This is a genomic window from Alkalibacterium sp. MB6, assembly GCF_009935905.1.
Classification (GTDB): domain Bacteria; phylum Bacillota; class Bacilli; order Lactobacillales; family Carnobacteriaceae_A; genus Alkalibacterium.
In genome coordinates this window covers 1-19,701 of sequence record NZ_PREX01000034.1, presented here as the reverse complement: position 1 = coordinate 19,701, position 19,701 = coordinate 1, and the positions used below count along the sequence as shown (strand labels likewise).

At 39.3% G+C, this 19,701-nt stretch carries 18 protein-coding genes, 1 tRNA gene, 1 pseudogene and 1 riboswitch; of the genes and pseudogenes, 9 read left to right on the top strand and 11 right to left on the bottom strand.

Annotated features, from left to right (window positions below):
• Window positions 1-301: 301 nt before the first annotated feature.
• From C3945_RS10955 to gloA, 4 genes are read right to left on the bottom strand one after another with little or no spacing between them, the layout of a single operon-like run.
• Window positions 302-958: an SGNH/GDSL hydrolase family protein gene (locus C3945_RS10955; protein ID WP_161879691.1), complete on the bottom strand. Its 657-nt coding sequence runs from the start codon at window positions 956-958 to the stop codon at window positions 302-304.
• A gap of 11 nt (window positions 959-969) precedes the next feature.
• Window positions 970-1,866: an ROK family protein gene (locus C3945_RS10950; RefSeq protein ID WP_161879690.1), complete on the bottom strand. Its 897-nt coding sequence runs from the start codon at window positions 1,864-1,866 to the stop codon at window positions 970-972.
• A 48-nt stretch (window positions 1,867-1,914) separates the two neighbouring features.
• Window positions 1,915-3,531 (bottom strand): gamma-glutamyltransferase family protein, encoded by a 1,617-nt coding sequence (locus tag C3945_RS10945; protein ID WP_161879689.1) that lies wholly within the window; start codon window positions 3,529-3,531, stop codon window positions 1,915-1,917.
• 50 nt (window positions 3,532-3,581) lie between these two features.
• A complete protein-coding gene (gloA, locus tag C3945_RS10940) occupies window positions 3,582-3,962 on the bottom strand; it encodes a lactoylglutathione lyase (protein WP_161879688.1) in 381 nt (126 codons plus the stop codon).
• Window positions 3,963-4,299: 337 nt separating this feature from the next.
• Here gloA and C3945_RS10935 point away from each other — a divergent pair, with 337 nt between their 5' ends.
• Window positions 4,300-4,671: an iron chaperone gene (locus C3945_RS10935; protein WP_161879687.1), complete on the top strand. Its 372-nt coding sequence runs from the start codon at window positions 4,300-4,302 to the stop codon at window positions 4,669-4,671.
• Window positions 4,672-4,862: 191 nt separating this feature from the next.
• Here C3945_RS10935 and C3945_RS10930 read toward each other — a convergent pair.
• A pseudogene (locus C3945_RS10930) lies at window positions 4,863-5,078 on the bottom strand (amino acid kinase family protein); the annotation flags it as partial.
• Window positions 5,079-5,177: 99 nt separating this feature from the next.
• On the opposite strand from C3945_RS10930, the gene C3945_RS10925 reads away from it, so the two are divergent.
• The 4 genes from C3945_RS10925 to C3945_RS10910 all read left to right on the top strand — a co-directional run bounded on the left by C3945_RS10925 (window position 5,178) and on the right by C3945_RS10910 (window position 7,944).
• A complete protein-coding gene (locus C3945_RS10925; RefSeq protein ID WP_161879686.1) occupies window positions 5,178-5,645 on the top strand; it encodes a UPF0236 family transposase-like protein in 468 nt (155 codons plus the stop codon).
• A gap of 151 nt (window positions 5,646-5,796) precedes the next feature.
• Entirely contained in the window at window positions 5,797-6,186 is a 390-nt protein-coding gene (locus tag C3945_RS10920) for a hypothetical protein (RefSeq protein WP_161879685.1), read from the top strand.
• Window positions 6,138-6,620 carry a hypothetical protein gene (locus tag C3945_RS10915; RefSeq protein ID WP_161879684.1) on the top strand — a complete coding sequence of 161 codons (483 nt, stop codon included), beginning with the start codon at window positions 6,138-6,140 and terminating at the stop codon, window positions 6,618-6,620. The genes C3945_RS10920 and C3945_RS10915 overlap by 49 nt, the downstream gene beginning before the upstream one ends.
• 172 nt (window positions 6,621-6,792) lie before the next feature.
• On the top strand, window positions 6,793-7,944 hold the full coding sequence (locus C3945_RS10910; protein WP_161879683.1) for an ArgE/DapE family deacylase: 1,152 nt from the start codon (window positions 6,793-6,795) through the stop codon (window positions 7,942-7,944).
• Between the two features lie 78 nt (window positions 7,945-8,022).
• On the opposite strand, the gene C3945_RS10905 is transcribed toward C3945_RS10910, so the two are convergent.
• The 5 genes from C3945_RS10905 to C3945_RS10885 form a co-directional block, all read right to left on the bottom strand.
• Window positions 8,023-8,106 (bottom strand) — tRNA-Leu (locus C3945_RS10905).
• Between the two features lie 93 nt (window positions 8,107-8,199).
• On the bottom strand, window positions 8,200-8,661 hold the full coding sequence (locus tag C3945_RS10900; protein WP_161879682.1) for a SprT family protein: 462 nt from the start codon (window positions 8,659-8,661) through the stop codon (window positions 8,200-8,202).
• 64 nt (window positions 8,662-8,725) lie between these two features.
• Window positions 8,726-10,915, bottom strand: a complete 2,190-nt coding sequence (locus tag C3945_RS10895) for a Tex family protein (RefSeq protein WP_161879681.1) — start codon at window positions 10,913-10,915, stop codon at window positions 8,726-8,728.
• A 134-nt stretch (window positions 10,916-11,049) separates the two neighbouring features.
• Entirely contained in the window at window positions 11,050-11,877 is an 828-nt protein-coding gene (locus C3945_RS10890; protein WP_161879680.1) for a metallophosphoesterase, read from the bottom strand.
• A 42-nt stretch (window positions 11,878-11,919) separates the two neighbouring features.
• Complete coding sequence (locus tag C3945_RS10885; RefSeq protein WP_161879679.1) at window positions 11,920-12,630, bottom strand: metallophosphoesterase; 711 nt, start codon at window positions 12,628-12,630, stop codon at window positions 11,920-11,922.
• Between the two features lie 294 nt (window positions 12,631-12,924).
• On the opposite strand from C3945_RS10885, the gene C3945_RS10880 reads away from it, so the two are divergent.
• From C3945_RS10880 to C3945_RS10870, 3 genes are read left to right on the top strand one after another with little or no spacing between them, the layout of a single operon-like run.
• Entirely contained in the window at window positions 12,925-13,788 is an 864-nt protein-coding gene (locus C3945_RS10880) for an efflux RND transporter periplasmic adaptor subunit (RefSeq protein ID WP_161879678.1), read from the top strand.
• Window positions 13,789-13,802: 14 nt separating this feature from the next.
• Window positions 13,803-14,510, top strand: a complete 708-nt coding sequence (locus C3945_RS10875; RefSeq protein ID WP_161879677.1) for an ABC transporter ATP-binding protein — start codon at window positions 13,803-13,805, stop codon at window positions 14,508-14,510.
• Window positions 14,511-15,731, top strand: coding sequence for an ABC transporter permease (locus tag C3945_RS10870; RefSeq protein ID WP_161879676.1), 1,221 nt, complete (start codon window positions 14,511-14,513; stop codon window positions 15,729-15,731).
• Window positions 15,732-15,863: 132 nt separating this feature from the next.
• Here the strand turns inward: C3945_RS10870 and C3945_RS10865 are convergent, their stop codons facing one another.
• Window positions 15,864-17,324, bottom strand: a complete 1,461-nt coding sequence (locus C3945_RS10865; RefSeq protein WP_161879692.1) for an NCS2 family permease — start codon at window positions 17,322-17,324, stop codon at window positions 15,864-15,866.
• A gap of 151 nt (window positions 17,325-17,475) precedes the next feature.
• Window positions 17,476-17,573, bottom strand: a riboswitch (purine riboswitch).
• Window positions 17,574-17,813: 240 nt separating this feature from the next.
• Here C3945_RS10865 and C3945_RS10860 point away from each other — a divergent pair.
• Window positions 17,814-19,538 (top strand): IS1634 family transposase, encoded by a 1,725-nt coding sequence (locus tag C3945_RS10860; protein WP_161879675.1) that lies wholly within the window; start codon window positions 17,814-17,816, stop codon window positions 19,536-19,538.
• Window positions 19,539-19,701 lie beyond the last annotated feature (163 nt).

Sequence of the window (19,701 nt, the reverse complement as noted above, 5' to 3'; positions counted from 1 at the left end):
TTATCTCTAGATTAAGGGTCTTCTTTCTTTTTGTCTAGGGTTATTATTTTCCCTCTCCGACATTAATTTTACACATAGTTATTTAGTAAACTAACAAACCTTGATTTTAAGCAAAAAAAAAGCATGAACAATTGTTCACACTTTTTTACGCAACCTATAAATAGGTGAAATAAGGTGTTCACAGCACCCTTATTTCCGATACCAACATCCTGTTGTGATGATTTAACATCTGTATCGTGCAGAAGTCTCCAACTAATGTGGAGTCCTCGACTCATCGCATAGAAATAGTATAGCATACCACTTAATGCAATACAACTTCTTTTTTATCTACTATACTGTCTATCCACGTTTTAGCTATAAAACCGTGTCCAGCAACTGTCGGATGTACCCCGTCATCCCCTGTATAATAACTAAACCCATTTTTTAAACCGGCTGCATTCAACAATCCATCTAGTGGGATCAGTTCTGTCTGGTATTCTCCAGCCATTTTACGGACGACATGGATGCGTTTATCAAGATCTGCTCGCCAGTATACTCTGTCTTTAGGAAAAGGGAGCACAAAAGGTTCCATTAAAATAACTTTTGCATCTGTTCTTTGATGAAGAGATTTTAATAAAAAACGATAGTTAGACTCAAATTCATCCAACTCTTCTTCAGATGGACCGTCGGCTTTCGACTCATTACTCCATGTATCATTAATACCTATCATTACAGTGACAATATCGGGATTAAGGTTTAAGCAATCTTCTTCCCAGCGGTTTTTCAAGTCAACGAGTTTATCTCCACCAATCCCTCTATTAATGAATGTAAGTCTCTTTTCTGGAAATACATTCTGTAGAGCAGCAGATATAAGCAGTGGAAAGCCTTGACCCATACTTTCGGGATTCATTCTGTCTCTTCCGGCATCAGTTGTGCTGTCTCCTATGAATAGCAAGGTGTCGTGTGTATTGAATTTCATTAGTCGGCCTCCTATAAGGCATTCGTATTAATTAAACCATTCTTTAGCATAAAATTATAAATAGCACCGATTAGGTTGGCGTCGCTTTTGAAGGTACATAATTCCAGTACTGGTTTAAAGGTATCCCATTGCAATCGTTCAAGCAGCTCTTTAAAGGATTCATCCAGCTTTTCTAATAAACCATCTAAATGTGAGACGCCACCGCCGATCACTATTTTTTCAGGATCAAAGGAATAGGCCAAATTGTAAAGCCCCATTGTTAAATAATAGTAGAATGTGTCCACCTCTTCTTTTGCTAATGGATCTCCTTGCTCAGCCAATTGAAAGACTTGTTGTCCATCAACATCATCTGGTGAGAGTCCTTTTCTTTTTGCATAGCGCTTTGCCATTGCAACGGCTGTTCCCAGTTGACTAAATGTTTTTTCTTCATTTAATAGCATATAGCCGTATTCACCGCCAAACAAGTGAGGCCCATGATGAACTTCTTTATTGACGATGACTGCACCACCAATGCCACTACCTATAACCACAAACAAAACCATATCGCTATCCTTTGCTGACCCCTGCCAAGCCTCTGCCAACCCTGCACTGTTGGCATCGTTCTCCATCGAAACAGGAAGCTCAAATAATGCTTCCAGTTCATCGTAAATAGGAAAAAAGTGTAGATACGGCACCGCACTCGTTCCTTCAATCTGCTTAGCTTTTTGATTCACAGCTCCAGGAGCAGAAAAAGCCACTCCCCCAAGATTATAATGTTCAGATACATTCAGTTTAACCCTCAATAACTGTTCTTTCATTTCCTCCCATGTTTTGGGTGTTTTGAACTTAGCTTTTTCAATAAGATTTCCCTTAGTCCATACTCCGTATTTAACTGATGTGCCTCCGATATCGAATGCTAAAATGGCCATGACTTTTCCTCCGATGTTGTACTGGTTTGTGCATTAAAGACCGAATTCCTACCAAGCTGCGACACTTCCGTCTGTTCTTGGTTCGGTTGCTCCCGTCAATATATTATTTTTTGTCTTCACAATGATTTGTCCTCTACCGAATTGTCCTTTTTCCAACTCGACTTCAATCTTGTGCCCCTTACTCTTCAATTCTGAAATGATAGACAGTGGCATTGTTGGTTCGACGATGACTTTTTTCCCTTCGATCCATTGCCATCTTGGTTTGTCTAAAGCATCTTGAGGATTTATATGAAAGTCGATCATTGACTGGACAACTTGCAAATGCCCTTGAGGTTGCATTATCCCTCCCATTAAACCAAATGGCCCAACAGCATCTGAGCCTTTGGTTATAAAGCCAGGAATGATTGTATTAAACGGTCGTTTATTGGGCGCCAATTGATTAACATGTCCTTTTTCTAATGAAAAGCCGACTGCTCGATTGTTTAATGATAGTCCATAGCCAGGTATAACTGCTCCTGAGCCAAAGCCCATATAATTACTTTGAATATAAGACACCATATTTCCTTCGTCATCGGCAGTTGCTAAGTAAACCGTACCAGACTGGTCCTTGATACTCGACTCAGCAATTAAAGCTTCATCAGAAATGAGCGCAGATCGTTTCATAGCGTAATCGTCAGACAGTAGTCTTTCTACCTGCTCTCTCATAAAACGGCTGTCTGCTATTGTCACATTAGCATCCGCAAAGGCTAATTTAATGGCTTCAATTTGTTTGTGGATGGTTTCAGGGTCATCTTTTCCTTTTAATTCAACCTGCTTTAATATATTTAAAGCCATCAAAGCGACTATTCCTTGACCATTTGGAGGCATCTCCCATATTTTATATCCTTTGTAATCAACATAAATAGGATCTACCCATTCTGGTTTGTATACTTGAAGATCTTCTATTCGTAAAAAACCATCAAACACTTTGGAAAATGAATCTATGGCTTCGGCAATTTCTCCTTCATAAAATGCTTTACCTGACGTTTTAGCAATTAACCTGAGTGTACGAGCGTGCCCTTTTGAACTCCACACCGACATCGCTTCTGGTTCTTTACCACCTGGAGCAAATACGTCAAACCAGCTTTCTAATTCTGGATGTGCTGCTTTTTCCTTTGAAAACCGACGGAATGAACGGATAAATGATTGGGCCACGACATCCGTCAGTACGACTCCTTCTTCAGCTAACTTAGCAGCTGGTTCCAATACTTCCTCTAAAGAAAGCTTCCCGTGTTTTCTATTTAATTCCACCCAGCCAGCTGGCACTCCAGGAACTGTTGTCGACTTTAACCCATATGTCGGAAATGGTTGTGATTTGTTTAAGTAGTTAGTTACATCCAATTTTTGAGGAGATGGACCACTTGCATTTAATCCAGTCAGCTTATTATCTTTCCAAATGATACTGAAACTATCCCCTCCAATGCCATTAGAACCGGGTTCAACCACTGTTAAAGCGGCAGCAGTTGCAACTGCCGCATCAATGGCATTTCCCCCTTTTTTTAATATATCCAGACCTACTTGAGCAGCAAGTGGATGAGACGTTGCTACCATGCCTTTTCTTCCATAAACCAGTTCTCTTCTAGATGGATAGTGAAATGTTCCTGCTTTAAAGTTAAGTTCTTTCATACACTCTCCCCTTTATATGTATGACCGGGACTCACCCCGATCAGCATGCTTTACATTTGTACGATCTCGATTTTGTATCCATCTGGGTCTTTAATGAAGAAATACGAGGCTGCGCCATCCGATAAGCCAGTTAAATCCGTTACCTCATACCCTGACTCGCTGTAATCCTCGTGAGTATCTTTAAGATTGTCTACACCGATAGCAATGTGACCATAGCCATTGCCTAAATCATAAGGTTCTTCTTGATCATAGTTGTAAGTTAATTCTAATTCTACTTCATCACCTGGCAAAGCCAAATAAACTAAAGTGAACTTAAAGTCGGGATAATCAAGACGACGGACTTCTTTCATTCCCAATACATCTTCGTAAAATAACATGGATTTGTCTAAGTCTTTGACTCGTATACATGTGTGAATCATTCTCTTGCTCATATCCTATTCCTCCTCAGTGTTATGAGTTCATTTTGCCTTAATAACTATCCATCGTCAAGAGAAATACTGAGTGATATCAACAATTGCAATGGTTTGCAGCCAATCAAATTAATGATAAATTAAATGTTGACTTCTTAGGATGTATGCGTTATCATTTGTGTAGAAACAAGTTTGCAACACTACGACTAGTTTTCTTTTTCATAAATCATCTCCTTTCTATGCAGGTGCCCTTGCGGAAACAAGGGTGCTTTTTTTTTTGCTTTTTCTTCTAATGGTAATGTGAATCAGGGTTCGCTATAATATGTATAAGACCGATGAATTCGAGAGGATGAGTAAAATGGAGACCTTTGCTGATTATTTAGAAACCATAGACAACGAGGACCACCGTCAAATAATGAAAGATTTATTTGAGTGGACTGATAAAGAATTTCCGCAATTGGATCACCGCATTGCTTGGAACCAACCGATGTATGTCAATAATGGTACGTTCATTATTGCCTTTAGCCCTACAAAGAAGCACATTTCAGTTGCTCCTGAAAAGGCAGCGTTAAAACAATTTTCTGAAGAACTTCAAGATGTTTCTTATGACATTACGAAAGAACTATTTAAAATAAAGTGGACTCAGCCTATTTATTATGAACTGCTAAGAGATATTATCCAGTTTAATATTGATGACAAACAGGATTATCCCCACTTTTGGCGAAAGTAATTCAATTAATTGCATACAAGTTAAAAAAACGACAAGGATAATTAAGGTAAAGCAAGTGATGACACAGCTTTACGTTACTATCTCTTGTCGTTTTTTTCTTTAAAGCTTTTAGAGATTTGATCATCGGTTTAAAAGAAGCCTGCACTACTATTAGCAAAAACAAATAATAGAACAGGCTTCGAACTTTTTTCCTATTGTGAGACAGTTGTTCCTCCATCGTTATTGAGGGCATTTCCAATATTTTCTAAAGACGTGATGATCGCTTTGCCATCTTTTGTCCCTTTTACAAACTCAATAGCTGCTTCGATTTTAGGCAACATACTGCCCGGCGCAAATTACTCTTCACTAATGTATTGCTCCAGTTCAGATACAGTGACGTGTTCCAGTTTCTTCTGATCAGGCTGGTTAGTGTAAAATAAACCTCGGTATTTGATAAAATTGGACAAAAAGAAACGAGACCTTTAATCTTAAAGTTACCACACCAAAAGAAAGGAAAGATCTCGTTTATGTTACCTAGTTTATCACAAATAATTGATGTTTTGAAGAACAGTTCCACTCCCATTGATATGGAAATGGGTTTAAGCCTATGGCTTAAGGACTTAGACAGTTTTATAGTGGGACTTCTTTTCCAGAGATTAGATAAGGAATTGTATGCGACCTATTATGAGAAGGGCTGGCGAATCGATCGTATTGAGTCCCGAACGATTCAGTTTATATTCGGTGAAGTTCGTTTTGAGCGAAGACGTTTGAGAAAAAAGGGGGAGAAGAGTTTTTTGCCGTTGGATGAGGCTCTTGGACTCGAGAAGCGTAAACGTTATTCTCTGAATGTACGTAAGAAAATTGCTCAAATGGGTAGTCAAATGCCTTTTAGACAAGCAGAGAAAGGTCTTCGCATCTGTTCACCCATTTCAGCGAGTCATACGACGATACATAGCATTACACAGGAGATTGGTGGAAAAGGGGCTGGGAAATAACTAGCTGAATTAGAAGACACCTTCAAATCTAGGAAAAATGATCCTTGATTTGAAGGTGTTTTTAATTACTCAGATTTATAAATTATTACTAAAAGGTGACTTTTTTCCCAGCCCCGTCCGTCCAGGAAAGAGAAACGAAGACGTGTGAGCCATGTATTTATTGAAGGTGACGGTCTGCATATTGCTGGCAGACAAAAAACGACATGAGCTGATTGAACCAATGGCTTTTTTCAGTGTTAAATCCAGCCATGAAGCATTCGAACAGGCTGCGGTTTATCTTGATCAGACATATGATCTAAAACAGTCGATTGTGATCTCTAATAGTGATGGGGGAAGCGGGTATGAAGCTGATCGGTTTGAAGCGATTATCGGTATGTGCCGTCGGCACGAACACTTTAGAGATAAATTTCATGTTCACAGAAAAATAAAAACTAGATTGAGCTTTGATAAGCCTATGATGAATCGTCTAACGCAAGCGGTTAGAGCGTATGAGTGGAAACGTGTAGAACGTATATTGGCTACAGCGCAGAGAGCCGTATAGTCGATGTACCTGAAACGGTGACAGTTGGCCGAATGGAGGAAATTAGAAAGCTACATGCTTATCTGAGGCGCAACTGGCCATATGTTAAAGGGTTTTATGAAAGAGATTTGAGTATCGACAGAGGCGTGGGTGTATGCGAGACAGGGCATCGTTTTTACAGCTACCGAATGAAACGTCAGGGACGTAGTTGGACAACCAAAGGCGCTGAACATGTTGGTGCCCTACTTACGGCTGAAAGAAATAGTGAGTTGGATACTGCGCTCAAATCAGAAGTTGATGAACACGTGGAACAGCTTGGAAAAAAGCTCAAAGGTGCAGTACGAGAGGCTCTAAAGAAATCAAAGACAGACACCCTTCGGGTGAAGACAGGTAAATTGACCAACTATGCTTCTACTTCCAGCTTCACAGGCATACTTGCGAAAATGTTTGGTTAATTTATCCTGAGTTAAAAAAATTTCCGTAAAGCAGAATGTTTTCTTTTGGATTAAAGGTTACCGAGAATAACTTGACACATACTGACCTGAGCTTTAACCTTCATTCAATAAAAATATTAGGTATAATGGATAGGTAACTTGTTCAGGTTTAAGTCTTAAGAGAGGATTTGTTATGAAACAATTTACTGATGAAGAAAAACTAAACATCTTATCTGATTTGATATCTATGAAGTCAGTGAATGAAAACGAGATTGAAGTAGCTAATTATCTAAAAAACCTATTTTTAGACTATGACATCGACTCTACGATCATTCCTGTAACGGATACTCGTGTTAATTTAGTTGCAGAAATAGGAAGTGGTCACCCCGTTATTGGCATATCCGGCCACATGGACGTGGTATCTGCAGGGGATGAAAACGAATGGGTATCAGATCCCTTTACATTGACTGAACGAAATGGAAAGCTATATGGTCGAGGAACCAATGATATGAAAGCAGGACTGGTAAACCTTGTTTTAGTAATGATAGAACTAAAAGAAAATAATGAGCTGATAAATGGTACAGTCCGCTTTATGGCGACAACTGGAGAAGAAGTTGGAGGCGCTGGTTCGAAGAAACTGTATGAAGAAGGCTACATGGCTGACGTGGAGTATTTATGGGTTGCCGAACCCTCTCATGACACAATCATTTATTCTCACAAAGGATCACTCAACCTAAAAGTAACCTCTAAGGGTGAATCTGCACACAGCTCGATGCCACACCTTGGACGCAATGCTATTAATCCTTTAATGGCTTATCTTTTAGAATTAGATCGGAAATTAAATAATGATGACCGTGTGAATGATGTTTTAGGACAACTAGTTATGAGTACAACCCTTTTCAATGCAGGCAATCAAGTCAACTCCGTCCCTGAAAAAGCTATCGCTGAAATTAACGTGCGGACTATTCCAGAATTTGATAACGACGAAGTCATTGCTTTGTTCAAAAAAACTGCAGAGACTTACAGTAAAAACGGTGCCCAGATTGACGTGGATGTCACGATGTCTTTACCAAGCGTATTTACTTCCGGAAAATCAAATATGGTGAATCTAGCTAAATCTATTGGAAGAAAACACTTAGGTTTCGATATTGATCTTAAAGGGTCCCCTGGAGCGACTGATGCTTCTAACCTGTTGCGAGACAAAGGTGTCGACTTCCCATTTATGATGTTTGGTCCCGGTGAGACAAAAATGGCCCACAAAACAAATGAGTATGTTTACAAAGATTATTATTTTGCTTTCTTTGACATTTATAAAGATTTGATTTTGGAATTAACGAGGAAATAGAATGGATAGATGGATTAAGAATTAGGTGACACAAAAAGACGCCCTTACATGAGTTAGAGCGTCTTTTATTTATATTTATGCGCACGAGAAGACTCGAACTTCCACAGGGCTAAGCCCCACCAGCCCCTCAAGCTGGCGCGTCTACCATTCCGCCACGTGCGCTGTTTCTCAACAGAAATTATCATACCAATCTTAGTATTTAAAGTCAATATAGATTTTGATGTGAGCGACTCATTCTGTTGAGCAGAACAGTTATCATGCTGTTCTCTTGCCTATAAGGGTGAAACTTCCTCGACAAGAAGAACAGACATACTTTTCAGTGTTAAATCGTCTTTTTCTACCAACAACGATCCCGCACTGTCCGCATCGGTATTGCCATAAAGGTGTCATTTGTTGCTTCTCTTTCCTGGACGGTACAAACCTTAGACCTCCGACTTCTTTTAATAAATCTTTGAATGCCTTGTCTTTATGCTGGTGCCCTTTTCCTTCCAGATGCAAATGATAATGACACAACTCATGTTTGATGATTCCAATTAACACCTCATCCCCCAGCTCATCACTAATGGCTGGGTTAAAGTCGAGGTGATGGGTTTTTAGGTGATAACGTCCGCCAGTCGTTCTCAGGCGTTTGTTGAATACCGCTTCGTGATTGAATGGCTTTTGAAAATACTCCATTGAGATTGATTCAACTAATTGTTGCAACTCTTTTTGGTTCATCGTACATCCTCTCAATAATCCATCGTTTGATTAGACAGTCAGTGTCGTTTCATAAACTTACAAGTTAATCAGTCTTTTCTTGAGCTTCGACCATCGTTAAAGCTATTCGGCCTTTTTTAATATCCACAGATTCTATCCACACATTAACGATGTCCCCAACGGCTACCACATCACTTGGGTGTTTGACGAATCCTTTTTTTAATTTAGATATGTGAACCAATCCATCTTGTTTGACACCTATATCAACGAAAGCACCAAAGTCAACGACGTTTCTTACCGTTCCTTCTAAAGCCATGCCTTCTGTCAAATCTTCCATAGACATGACATCTGTTCGTAGTAAGGGCGCCGGCATATCGTCGCGCATATCCCTTCCAGGGGCTACTAATGCTTTCAAAATATCCTGGTAAGTTTCTTTACCTAGCCCAGTTTCGGATAGCGCTTTGTTCTCGTCTAATAATGTCAAACAACTTTCTAGGTCTCTTGTACCCAAGTCATCCTTGGTCATGCTTGTCAGTGCTAAAATTTGTTCAGCTTCTTTGTAGGTTTCCGGGTGTATGCCTGTATTATCAAACGGTTCTTTGCCGTCTGGAATACGTAAGAATCCAACGGCTTGTTCAAAGGCTTTAGGTCCCAGTCGTTTGACTTTCTTCAACTGAGCGCGATTCGTAAACTTACCATGTTCTTCTCTGTATAAGACAATATTTTCTGCTGTCGTTTTGGTTAGTCCAGATATGTGCTTGAGCAAAGCCGCACTCGCCGTATTTAGATTAACTCCCACTCGGTTAACTGCTGTTTCGATGACAAAATCCAATTGTTCAGTTAATTTCTTTTGAGACACATCGTGTTGATACTGACCGACGCCAATCGATTGAGGGTCAATTTTCACGAGTTCTGCTAAAGGATCTTGTAAGCGTCGAGCGATACTGATGGCACTTCTCTCTTCAACTTGTAGATCCGGAAATTCTCTCCTTGCTTCATCACTGGCAGAATAAACAGAGGCTCCTGCTTCATTTACTATGACGTAAGCGACTTGTTTAGACACTTTTTTCAAAGCTTCTGCAACAAAAACTTCTGATTCTCTGCTAGCTGTTCCGTTTCCGATTGCTACAGTATCCACGTTATATGTTTCGATCATTTTAATAAATTCTTTTTCAGCACGGGACTGCTTATCATCCTTGGCTGATGTATGGGGATAAATCACTCGAACCCCTAGATTCTTACCTGTTGCATCAATGACCGCCAGCTTACAACCGGATCGGTAAGCTGGGTCAAACCCTAGTATTGTCTGATCTTTAAGTGGGGCTTGTAAAAGCAAGTTCCCTAGATTATCTCCAAAAACAGCTATCGCTTGTTCTTCAGCTTTTTCAGTTAATTCGTTTCGAATATCTCTCTCAATTGCTGGTCCGATGAACCGTTTATACGCATCGATTATAGCTGCCTCAACGTAGGCTACCGTTGCTGATTCAGCGTGCTGTGGTATTTCTTGCTTGAACAAATAGCCGTGAATCCGGTCGATATCAACATCTAAAGAGACAGATAAAATACCTTCTTTCTCCCCGCGATTCATAGCTAAAATACGGTGAGAAACAAGTGTCTTTATGGTTTGAGTATAATCATAGTACATCTCATATACAGATTTCTCATCGGCTTCTGCATGTTTGACTTGACTGACTATCGATCCGTTTTGAGCGACATACTCTCTAATCCACTCACGGTATGTTGGGTTATCTGAAATACCTTCAGCGATGATTTCATGTGCACCGGCTAAAGCTTCTTCTGCTGATGTGATGCCTGCTTCTTCGTTGACATAGTTTTCAGCTTCATTCATGACGTCCCCTGAAGGGAAAGTTAGCAACCAGTCTGCTAAGGGTTCTAGCCCTTGTTCTTTCGCAATCGTCGCTTTTGTTCGGCGTTTTTGCTTGTAAGGACGGTATAAGTCTTCAACTCGTTGCATAATGGTTGCTTGTTTAATGTCTTTTTCTAACTCTGGAGTTAGCTTGCCTTGCTCTTCAATGGATGCCAAGACATCTGTTTTTCGCTTTTCTAGTTGAGTGATGTAGGCATGCCGTTCTTCAATTTCTCTAATTTGAACTTCATCCAGTGAGTCTGTTGCTTCTTTACGGTACCGGGCTATAAAAGGGACTGTATTCCCTTCTTGTAGTAAATCCAATACGGCTGTCACTTGTTTTTTTGTAAAACCTGATAAGTCTTTCATTACTAAATTTAACACCATTGCACTTGATGTTTCTGTCAATCTAATCAGCTCCCTGAATTTATCTGCTTTATTATCTTAACACAAAAAAAGAAAAGAACGAATGGAGTCTTTGCTTTAGTTCTACTCTTGCATTGACCTCATCTATTCATTCTCTTCATAATAGTTCTATTCACTTAATTGATATCAAAGGTCACCAGACTCTTAGTCAGCTGATTCTTCACATCAAATTTCTTCCAATGTTTATGACTCCCTAGGCATGCAGTAATGAAGGTGCGCTCTTTTTCTTGGAGAATTTTTCTCATGTGAACATGTCCTATAATGCTATATTCTATCGTTTTGAATTCCTCGTAAAGTGACTCGTAAGACTGGGCACCTAAGAAAGCGTTGGCGTAATCGTATACTCGGTGTGGCAATGGCATGACGAATTCCGGGTGAGTAGCGACATGAGTCATCAGAATGACCTTCCTTCTTCCGACAGATTTTAGATCTTGTCTTAACTGATTCAGCATCTTATGACTAATAACTTGATCAGGTTCCCCCCAATTAACATAATGCTTGTCATTCCAAGATGCAAAACCGTATTGTTTTCTATCGAACTGTTCAATAGAATACCTGTCATGATTGCCATAACCATAGTCATACCAGCCCGGTGAACCGACTAATGTCCACTCGTTAGTCAATAGAACCGGATTATTCACAAGTGAATAGGTCTTTTGATTAAAAAAAGCATCAATGGTGTTCGTATCCGTGACCTCGTGATCTCTAGCCCAATAGTCATGGTTCCCCGGCACAAAATGTACCGGTACACCTGAAAGAAAGCTCACCTCTTCTATGAAGGTGTGGGTGGTTAAATAATGATTAGAAATATCTCCAGCCATCAACAAACGATCCACCCTTTTTTCACGCAGCACCTCCGCTACTAGTTGAGCAAAGCTCTCTCCCCTTTTAAGCATGTCTTCGTTTCGATCAATATGCAGATCCGAAATCGTTCCAATCCTCATTCACTGCTTTCCTTTCTAGCCATTCCATCTTAATAGCCTATACTAATTGTTTTCAACTTGATAATGATTAACCAGTCCATTTTTATCAAACACCACGCCATGTAAGGTCCCCCCGTATACGGCTCCTCCATCAATCCCTATTTTCCCATCGCCTGATTGCCATATATCCGTATTGGTCTGGTTGCCATGAAGCATTGGCGTGACTGTATGGCCAAAGACAAAGGTTTTGTCAGTCGTATTAGCTTGGTCATAAAAGCCTTCTCTAATCCAAACGTAATCATGATCAGATGTGTCCATCCAATCATTTAAAGTTAAATCCACTCCTGCATGAGTAAAGACGTACCCTTCCCATTCGTATGTTAAAGGTAAGGACTCCAGAAAAGGAAGTAACCACGGGTATTGACTTTGTATACTTGCGGCTAATTCTGTACTGTCATCTGACTGGTGATGGGTGTCCAAAAGCGACTTAATCGTTACTGTCCCACCGTTCATCATGTAAAGAGCCGCATGTCTAAAGGGATTTTTCAAAAAATTAATTAGCATATCTTCGTGATTACCTCGCAAACAGATAGCACCTTTATCTTCCACTAACTCTTTAGCTAATTCAAAACAGGCTTTCGGATTTTCTCCACGGTCACCTAAATCTCCAATTAACACTAGTTGTTCATTCTCTTCATTCCAGTTAGTAAGAAGCTCTTCAAATTGTGTGATTTGTCCGTGTATATCACCAACTGCAAATATTTTCTCCTTCATGTGAAACTCTCCTTTCACGTCAGTCACCATTAACGGTTCGTTTGAGATAAGTTATGAGTAGTTTTCGTGAGCTGGTTAGTATCTCTTTTTAATTTCTCTCTTATTTTACCACAATACGAAAGAACCTACTAAATTTGCTTATTTCGAATTAGTCTATTCAACTTATCACTTACGATTAGTAAGAGAACTTGAAGATTCTGTGATTTTCATTAGTTTTCATAGATATGGATTTATACTAGATGTATAATGAAACATGTTAACTAATAGAACAAGTATAGAGAGGAAGCACTATTTATGAAGGGTAAAAAATGGATTGCTTTACTAGTATTTCTGGCATTTGTCGGGTTTATTGGTATGAGTATTTATAACAGTCAACGAGATGATGACACCGTTACGGTGCGTACGGCGGAAGTATCGGAAGATTCAATTACGGAAATTATTGTTACAACAGGCATGATTGAGCCGAGTCAAACTCAAGAGGTTATGGGACAAGGTATTGTTACAGAAGTACCTGTTTCTGTCGGAGACACTGTAGAAGAAGGCGATACACTCGTCACCTATATAGATGGCACGAGCTTTTCAGCTAACTTTAGTGGAACAGTGACTGAAGTGAACGTAACGGAAGAAGAGCCTGATACAAACGCTCAACAAGGGCAAGCTGCTATCGTTGTGTCGGACTTATCTAATTTGCAAGTATCCATTGAGTTGTCTCGTTCAGATGCATCACAAGTGGACGTTGACCAAGACGTCTTATTGTCATATGGAGATATGGAGTATGAAGGTACGGTTTCTCAAAAGGACCCCGTCGCTACTCAACAGCAAACTCAATTTGGATCAAACACTACTCTTGGTGCCACTATCTCGTTTGATGAAAACACAGACGGATTGATTGCCGGATTTGAAATAGATGTAGACATCAAAGTTGATGAAAGTGAGAACACTCTAGTTATCCCTATTGAATCACTGAACCATGATGAAGAAAACAATCCATATGTTTTTGTATTTGATGGAACACATATTAATCAAGTCAACATTGAAACAGGTATTCAAGCTGATTCACGTATTGAAGTCATTGATGGACTGTCAGCCGGCGATCAAGTCGTTCTGTCTCCTGATCAAAGTTTAGAAGATGGAATGGAAGTTGAGTTGGAAGACTAAAAGGAGGAATTCTCGTGATCGAAATCACGGATATAGAAAAGATTTACCGAATGGGTGGAGAACCTTTAAAAGCGTTAGATAAAGTGTCTTTATCTATTAAAGAAGGTGAATTCACCTCCATAATGGGCCCGAGTGGTTCTGGGAAATCAACTTTAATGAATATACTTGGATTACTGGACCGATTTGACAGTGGAACTTACAAGTTAAATGGCACGGATGTGACTGGCTTATCTGATTCAGAACTAGCAGGCATTCGAAATAAAGAAATTGGCTTTGTATTCCAGTCCTTTAACTTAATGGCTCGCATGAACGTGCTGGAAAACGTGATGCTTCCTCTTGTCTACGCTAAGGTTCCTGCAAAAGAAAGAAAAAAGCGTGCAACGGAAGCTTTGGAAAAAGTTGGATTGGGGAACCGTCTGTACCACTTAACCAATGAAATTTCAGGTGGACAAAAACAACGTGTTGCCATCGCTAGAGCTATTGTCAACAAACCCTCTGTTTTGATGGCAGATGAACCAACAGGTAACTTGGATTCAAAAACAACTGAAGATATTATGCGGATTTTTCAAGATTTAAATAAAGAAGGAACGACGATCGTTATGGTTACACATGAACCTGAAATGGCAGCTTACACTAAACGCATTGTCTATTTCAGAGATGGTGTCCTCCAAAAAGATGAGAATCAAGAACCAAAAACCCTTATGAGTAAGGAGGCTAACTAAATGTTTATCAAAGAAAACTTCAAGATGGCATTAGATAGTATCTTTGCTAATAAAATGCGTTCGTTTCTAACCATGTTGGGTATTATCATCGGTATTGCTTCAGTTATAGCTATTCTCGCAGTCGGGAATGGTGCCACAGAAGAAATCACTGCAACATTCTCTGAGTTAGGTGCCACGACGATTAGTCTCGATGCTACTGATCCTGAACAATCGGGTGATTTAATAACAAATGAAGATCTAACCATTCTAAGACAATCGATAGATGAGATAAATTACATTTCCCCCAACGAAACAACTTCTGGAACGGTGTCAAACGATGGCGAAGCCCGAGTAGCCGTTGTTTCTTATGGTACACCAGACTTGCAATACCTTACCCAGACGATGAGTTCATCTTTAATAGAAGGTCGATACTTCAATGAAGCTGATTACGCAGATGCTCAAGATGTCGTTGTTATTGACTCAGATGGTGCTGAAGCTTTGTTTGGACGAGTAGATGTCGTTGGCGAAACGATTCGAATCACAGTTCAACAGCAACAAATGAACTTACGTGTTGTTGGTGTTGTCGAAGGGTCTTTTGGTAATTTACAGGGAGCTTTTGAAGAAAGTGAACTCCCTCTCTTTATGGCAATGCCTTACACCACCGTTAGCAATACCCTGCCTCAAGTAGACGGTATCGATTCTGTTATTATAGAAGTTCAGTCGACTGATCAAATTGAACCTGTTTCTCAGCAAGTGGTTCGTATATTGGAACTTCGTCATGATGCTGTAGGAGAAAATATCTATAATGCTCAAAACTTTTTACAAGCATTAGATCAAGTGGATAACGTGCTTAATCTGTTCATTAACTTTATTGCTGCTGTAGCTGGTATAGCACTTCTAGTAGGTGGTATTGGTGTGATGAATATTATGCTCGTTTCTGTAACGGAACGAACACGAGAAATCGGAACACGAAAAGCTCTGGGGGCAACAACCTCAGTTATATTGGTTCAATTTTTAATGGAATCTATTATCCTTAGCTTAATTGGAGGAATGATTGGTTTAACATTAGGAATCCTATTGTCTACTCTCGTAGCAGGTGCATTAAATATTACTCCTGTTATCACCTTAGGTAGTGTCCTTTTAGTCTTACTCTTCTCTTCTGGTGTTGGTGTGTTCTTCGGTATTTATCCTGCAAGAAAAGCAGCGAATTTGAACCCAATAGACGCTTTACGCTATGAATAAAGTTAGATAGAAAATAAAAAGCTCGTTCCAAATCCCTTAAAGGATTTCGGAACGAGTTTTTATTTGATACCTATAGGATCGAATAAAACTAAAATTGATAAGGTAATAGTCCTAGTTCTATTTCATTTACGTTTAAAGTCTTCCCATTAAGAAGAAGTTGAAAATAAATAGAGCTGTCGTTGCCCACAATACCGGGTGAACAACTTTCACCTTTCCTTTAGCTACTTTAGTGATAATGTAAAATAGAAATCCTGCTGCAATACCATAGGAAATACTATAAGAGAATCCCATAAATATCGATGCAAAGAATGCAGGAACAGCTTCTTCTAAATTATTCCAGTCAATTTCTGTAAATGCTGATAACATCAAAATACCCACTACAATTAGAGCTGGTGCTGTAGCTGCGCCAGGTACGATTGAAATCAAAGGTGAGAAGAATGCAGTTAATAAGAACATTGAAGCCGTTACAACACTGGTTAATCCTGTACGTCCACCGGCACCGATGCCTGCAGTACTCTCTACAAAAGTGGTGACAGGTGATGTTCCAAAAACTGCTCCTAAGGCAGTCGCTATGACGTCACCAAACAACGCTTTTTCCATTTTAGTGTTTATACCCTTACCTGTATCCATTGACTCTTCATCTTCAAGTGTAAATATACCTGATTTTCTACCTGTTCCAATAAATGTTCCGATGGTATCAAAAACATCCGTCAAGGTGAAGGCAAAAACAGTTATGAGAATTAGAGCGTATCTAGAAGGGTCTGAGATGAGCGAGCCAAAGCCTTCTGAACCAAAAGCTGCTCCGAATGTTACTCCTAAATCAGTAAAAGCAGATGAAACCGAGTTGGACGGGTTTGTTAAACCCGACAAATCAGTCACTCCCATAGGGATTCCAATAATAGTCGTCAACAAAATACCAATTAAAATAGCTCCTTTAATTTTAGCAACCATTAAAGCAACTGTAATGACTAACCCGATAACTGCTAACATCACATACGGATCCCCAAAGCTTCCTAAGTCAGGTATGATGCCACCACCAGTAACTACAGTGTTAACTGCTCCGGTAATTTCAGTTCCAGCTGTATAAGCTTCGTTATTAATGGATACAATATCTTGTCCTTCAGAAGTGAATTGAAGTAATCGAGCATTTTTTAAGCCAATATAAGCAATAAATACACCAATTCCCCCACCGATCGCATGTTGCAGGCTGTTGGGAATAGCCCGTATAATTGTTTTTCTAACAGGTGTTACCGTAATTGCTATACCTACTAAGCCTGTTAAAAATACCATTGCCAAAGCTTCTTGCCACGAAAAGCCTAATGCAAATACAACCGTATAAGTAAAGAATGCATTCATTCCCATACCAGGTGCTTGGGCATAAGGGACATTTGCATATAAAGCCATAATCAATGTTCCGACAGCCGTTGATAATACGGTTGCCAAAAAGACTGCTTGAGTCGGCATACCGGTCATCGACAGGATTTGAGGATTAACAAAAATAATATAAGACATTGCAAAAAATGTAGTTAAGCCTGCCGCAATTTCCGTTCCGACTGTTGTACCATTCTCTTTCAACTGAAAGAATTTTTCCACCAAAGATAAAACCCTCTTTCGATAATTTTCTTCATTTTCATGAAGACACTAATTAAGGGTTATCTAATAACAACAATAAATAAGTTTAGGAAACAAACGGATCCCAGAACTCCCCCGAGCAAACTCTTCCAGGTTAGTCGTTTCTTAAACTCATTGTATTGTTTAATCTAATAGTCAATCCTTTTCGGGGATTGGTAGAGACTCTAGCCCATATCGCTAGATTATATTAGATAACGCTCTTATTAAGATGATTTCATCATAATATACTAGTAAAGAGAATGCAACAAAAACCTTAAAGTTTAACTACATTTTTTCCCGAACGTTCGGGTTTATGCCAAATAGGCCGGGAGTTTGACAGTTGAAACCAAGAAAAAGTGACAGAAAGCCTATAAGGGCTTTATTTTTTTGTCAAATTCACTTCTTTATTATTGCGTACTATTTCGTGCAATTGTATAATAAGCTTATCAAACTAAGATATGAGGGATTCCTATGCGCGTGAAAAAGAGCCAGTCAAAACATTCTACCTCCTATATGATCATTAAAGACGTTTATGTTAACGGAAAGAAAACCACAAAAGTGGTTGAAGCCCTAGGAAATGATAAAGAGATTTTAGAAAAACATCCGGGAGTCGATCCGTATGAATGGGCCAAACAATACGCTAAGACTTTGACCGATAAAGAAAAAGAAAAAAAGGCCAAGATTGTAGCGAAATTTGATCCCCATAAACCCATCCCTAAAAATGACCAACGGTCATTCAATGTCGGGTATTTATTTTTACAATCCCTTTATCATCAACTAAAGCTGGATAAGGTCTGCCGCATCATTTCAGACAAACACAACTTTTCTTATGACTTAAACACGATACTCTCTCGACTGATTTATATGCGTATACTGAATCCCCGGTCAAAGAAAGGAACGTTTGAGTGTGCGCAAGATTTACTTGAAGCGCACGAAGTAGAATCCCAGCACATTTATCGTGCCCTAGATGTTTTAGCCGAAGAATCAAATACTATCGAAGAAATGGTCTATCAGAACAGTTTAGAAATTGTGGAACGTAACCAACAGGTATTATATTATGATTGCACGAATTTCTATTTTGAAATTGAAGAAGCCGAAGGCTTAAAACAATACGGCATGTCTAAAGAGAATCGCCCTAACCCCATTGTTCAAATGGGACTGTTCATGGATGGTAACGGGCTGCCCCTTTCTTTCGTGATTCACTCAGGCAACCAAAATGAACAACCGACGTTAAAGCCATTGGAAAAGAGAATTATACGCGATTTTAACTTATCCCAGTTTATTGTTTGTACAGACGCTGGACTGTCTTCTCATGACAATAGACTCTATAACTCTTTTGGAAATAGAGGATTTATTACGACTCAGTCTATTAAACTGTTAAAAAAGCATTTAAAGGAATGGGCATTGGATACCAAGGACTGGCTCCCCGTAGGGGAATCGCATCGGTCTTCCCGTAAAATAAATCTGGAAGATTTGGATTTAGAAAAAGATAAAGGACACTATTATAAAGAACGCTGGATCCATGAAAATGGATTAGAACAGCGATTGATTATCACTTTTTCTCCCAAGCATAAACGCTATCAAGAAGAGATTCGCAGAAAACAGATTGAACGAGCCATGAAGAAAGCCGATAATCCAAGTCAATTAAAGAAAAAACGTCCAACAGATTTCAAGCGTTTCTTAAAAGAGACCCATGTCACTAAAGAAGGCGAGATCGCGAAGGACTTTCAAGTCACAGTAGATCAAGAGAAGATAAAAGAAGAAGCGAAATACGATGGGTTATACGGTATCTGTACAAATGTATCGGGGGATTCAGAAGAGATACTTAAAATATCTCATCGCCGTTGGGAGATTGAGGAAACCTTTCGTATTCTGAAAAGTGAAATGCGTGCACGACCGGTTTTTGTCCGAAAGGACGACCGGATTAAAGCACATTTCCTCACTTGTTTTCTTTCATTACTGGTTTATCGTATTCTTGAAAAAACATTAGATGAAGCTTATACCTGTCCTGATATCATTGATACACTGCGCAAGATGCGTGTGTTTGAATATTCAGGAGAAGGGTATATCCCAACCTATACACGAACGGATTTGACTGATCAACTCCATGAGGAGTTTGGGTTTAGAACGGACACTGAAATTATTCCTCAAAAAAGAATGAAAAACATTTTAAAACAAACGAAAAAACAAAAATAGTACGCACTTTTTCAACTAAAAAAACGACAAGAGAGCCTATACCTATGGCATTCTTGTCGTTTTGACTGTCAAACTCGAGAATATACTAGTAAAGAGAATGCAACAAAAACCTTAAAGTTTAACTACATTTTTTCCCGAACGTTCGGGTTTATGCCAAATAGGC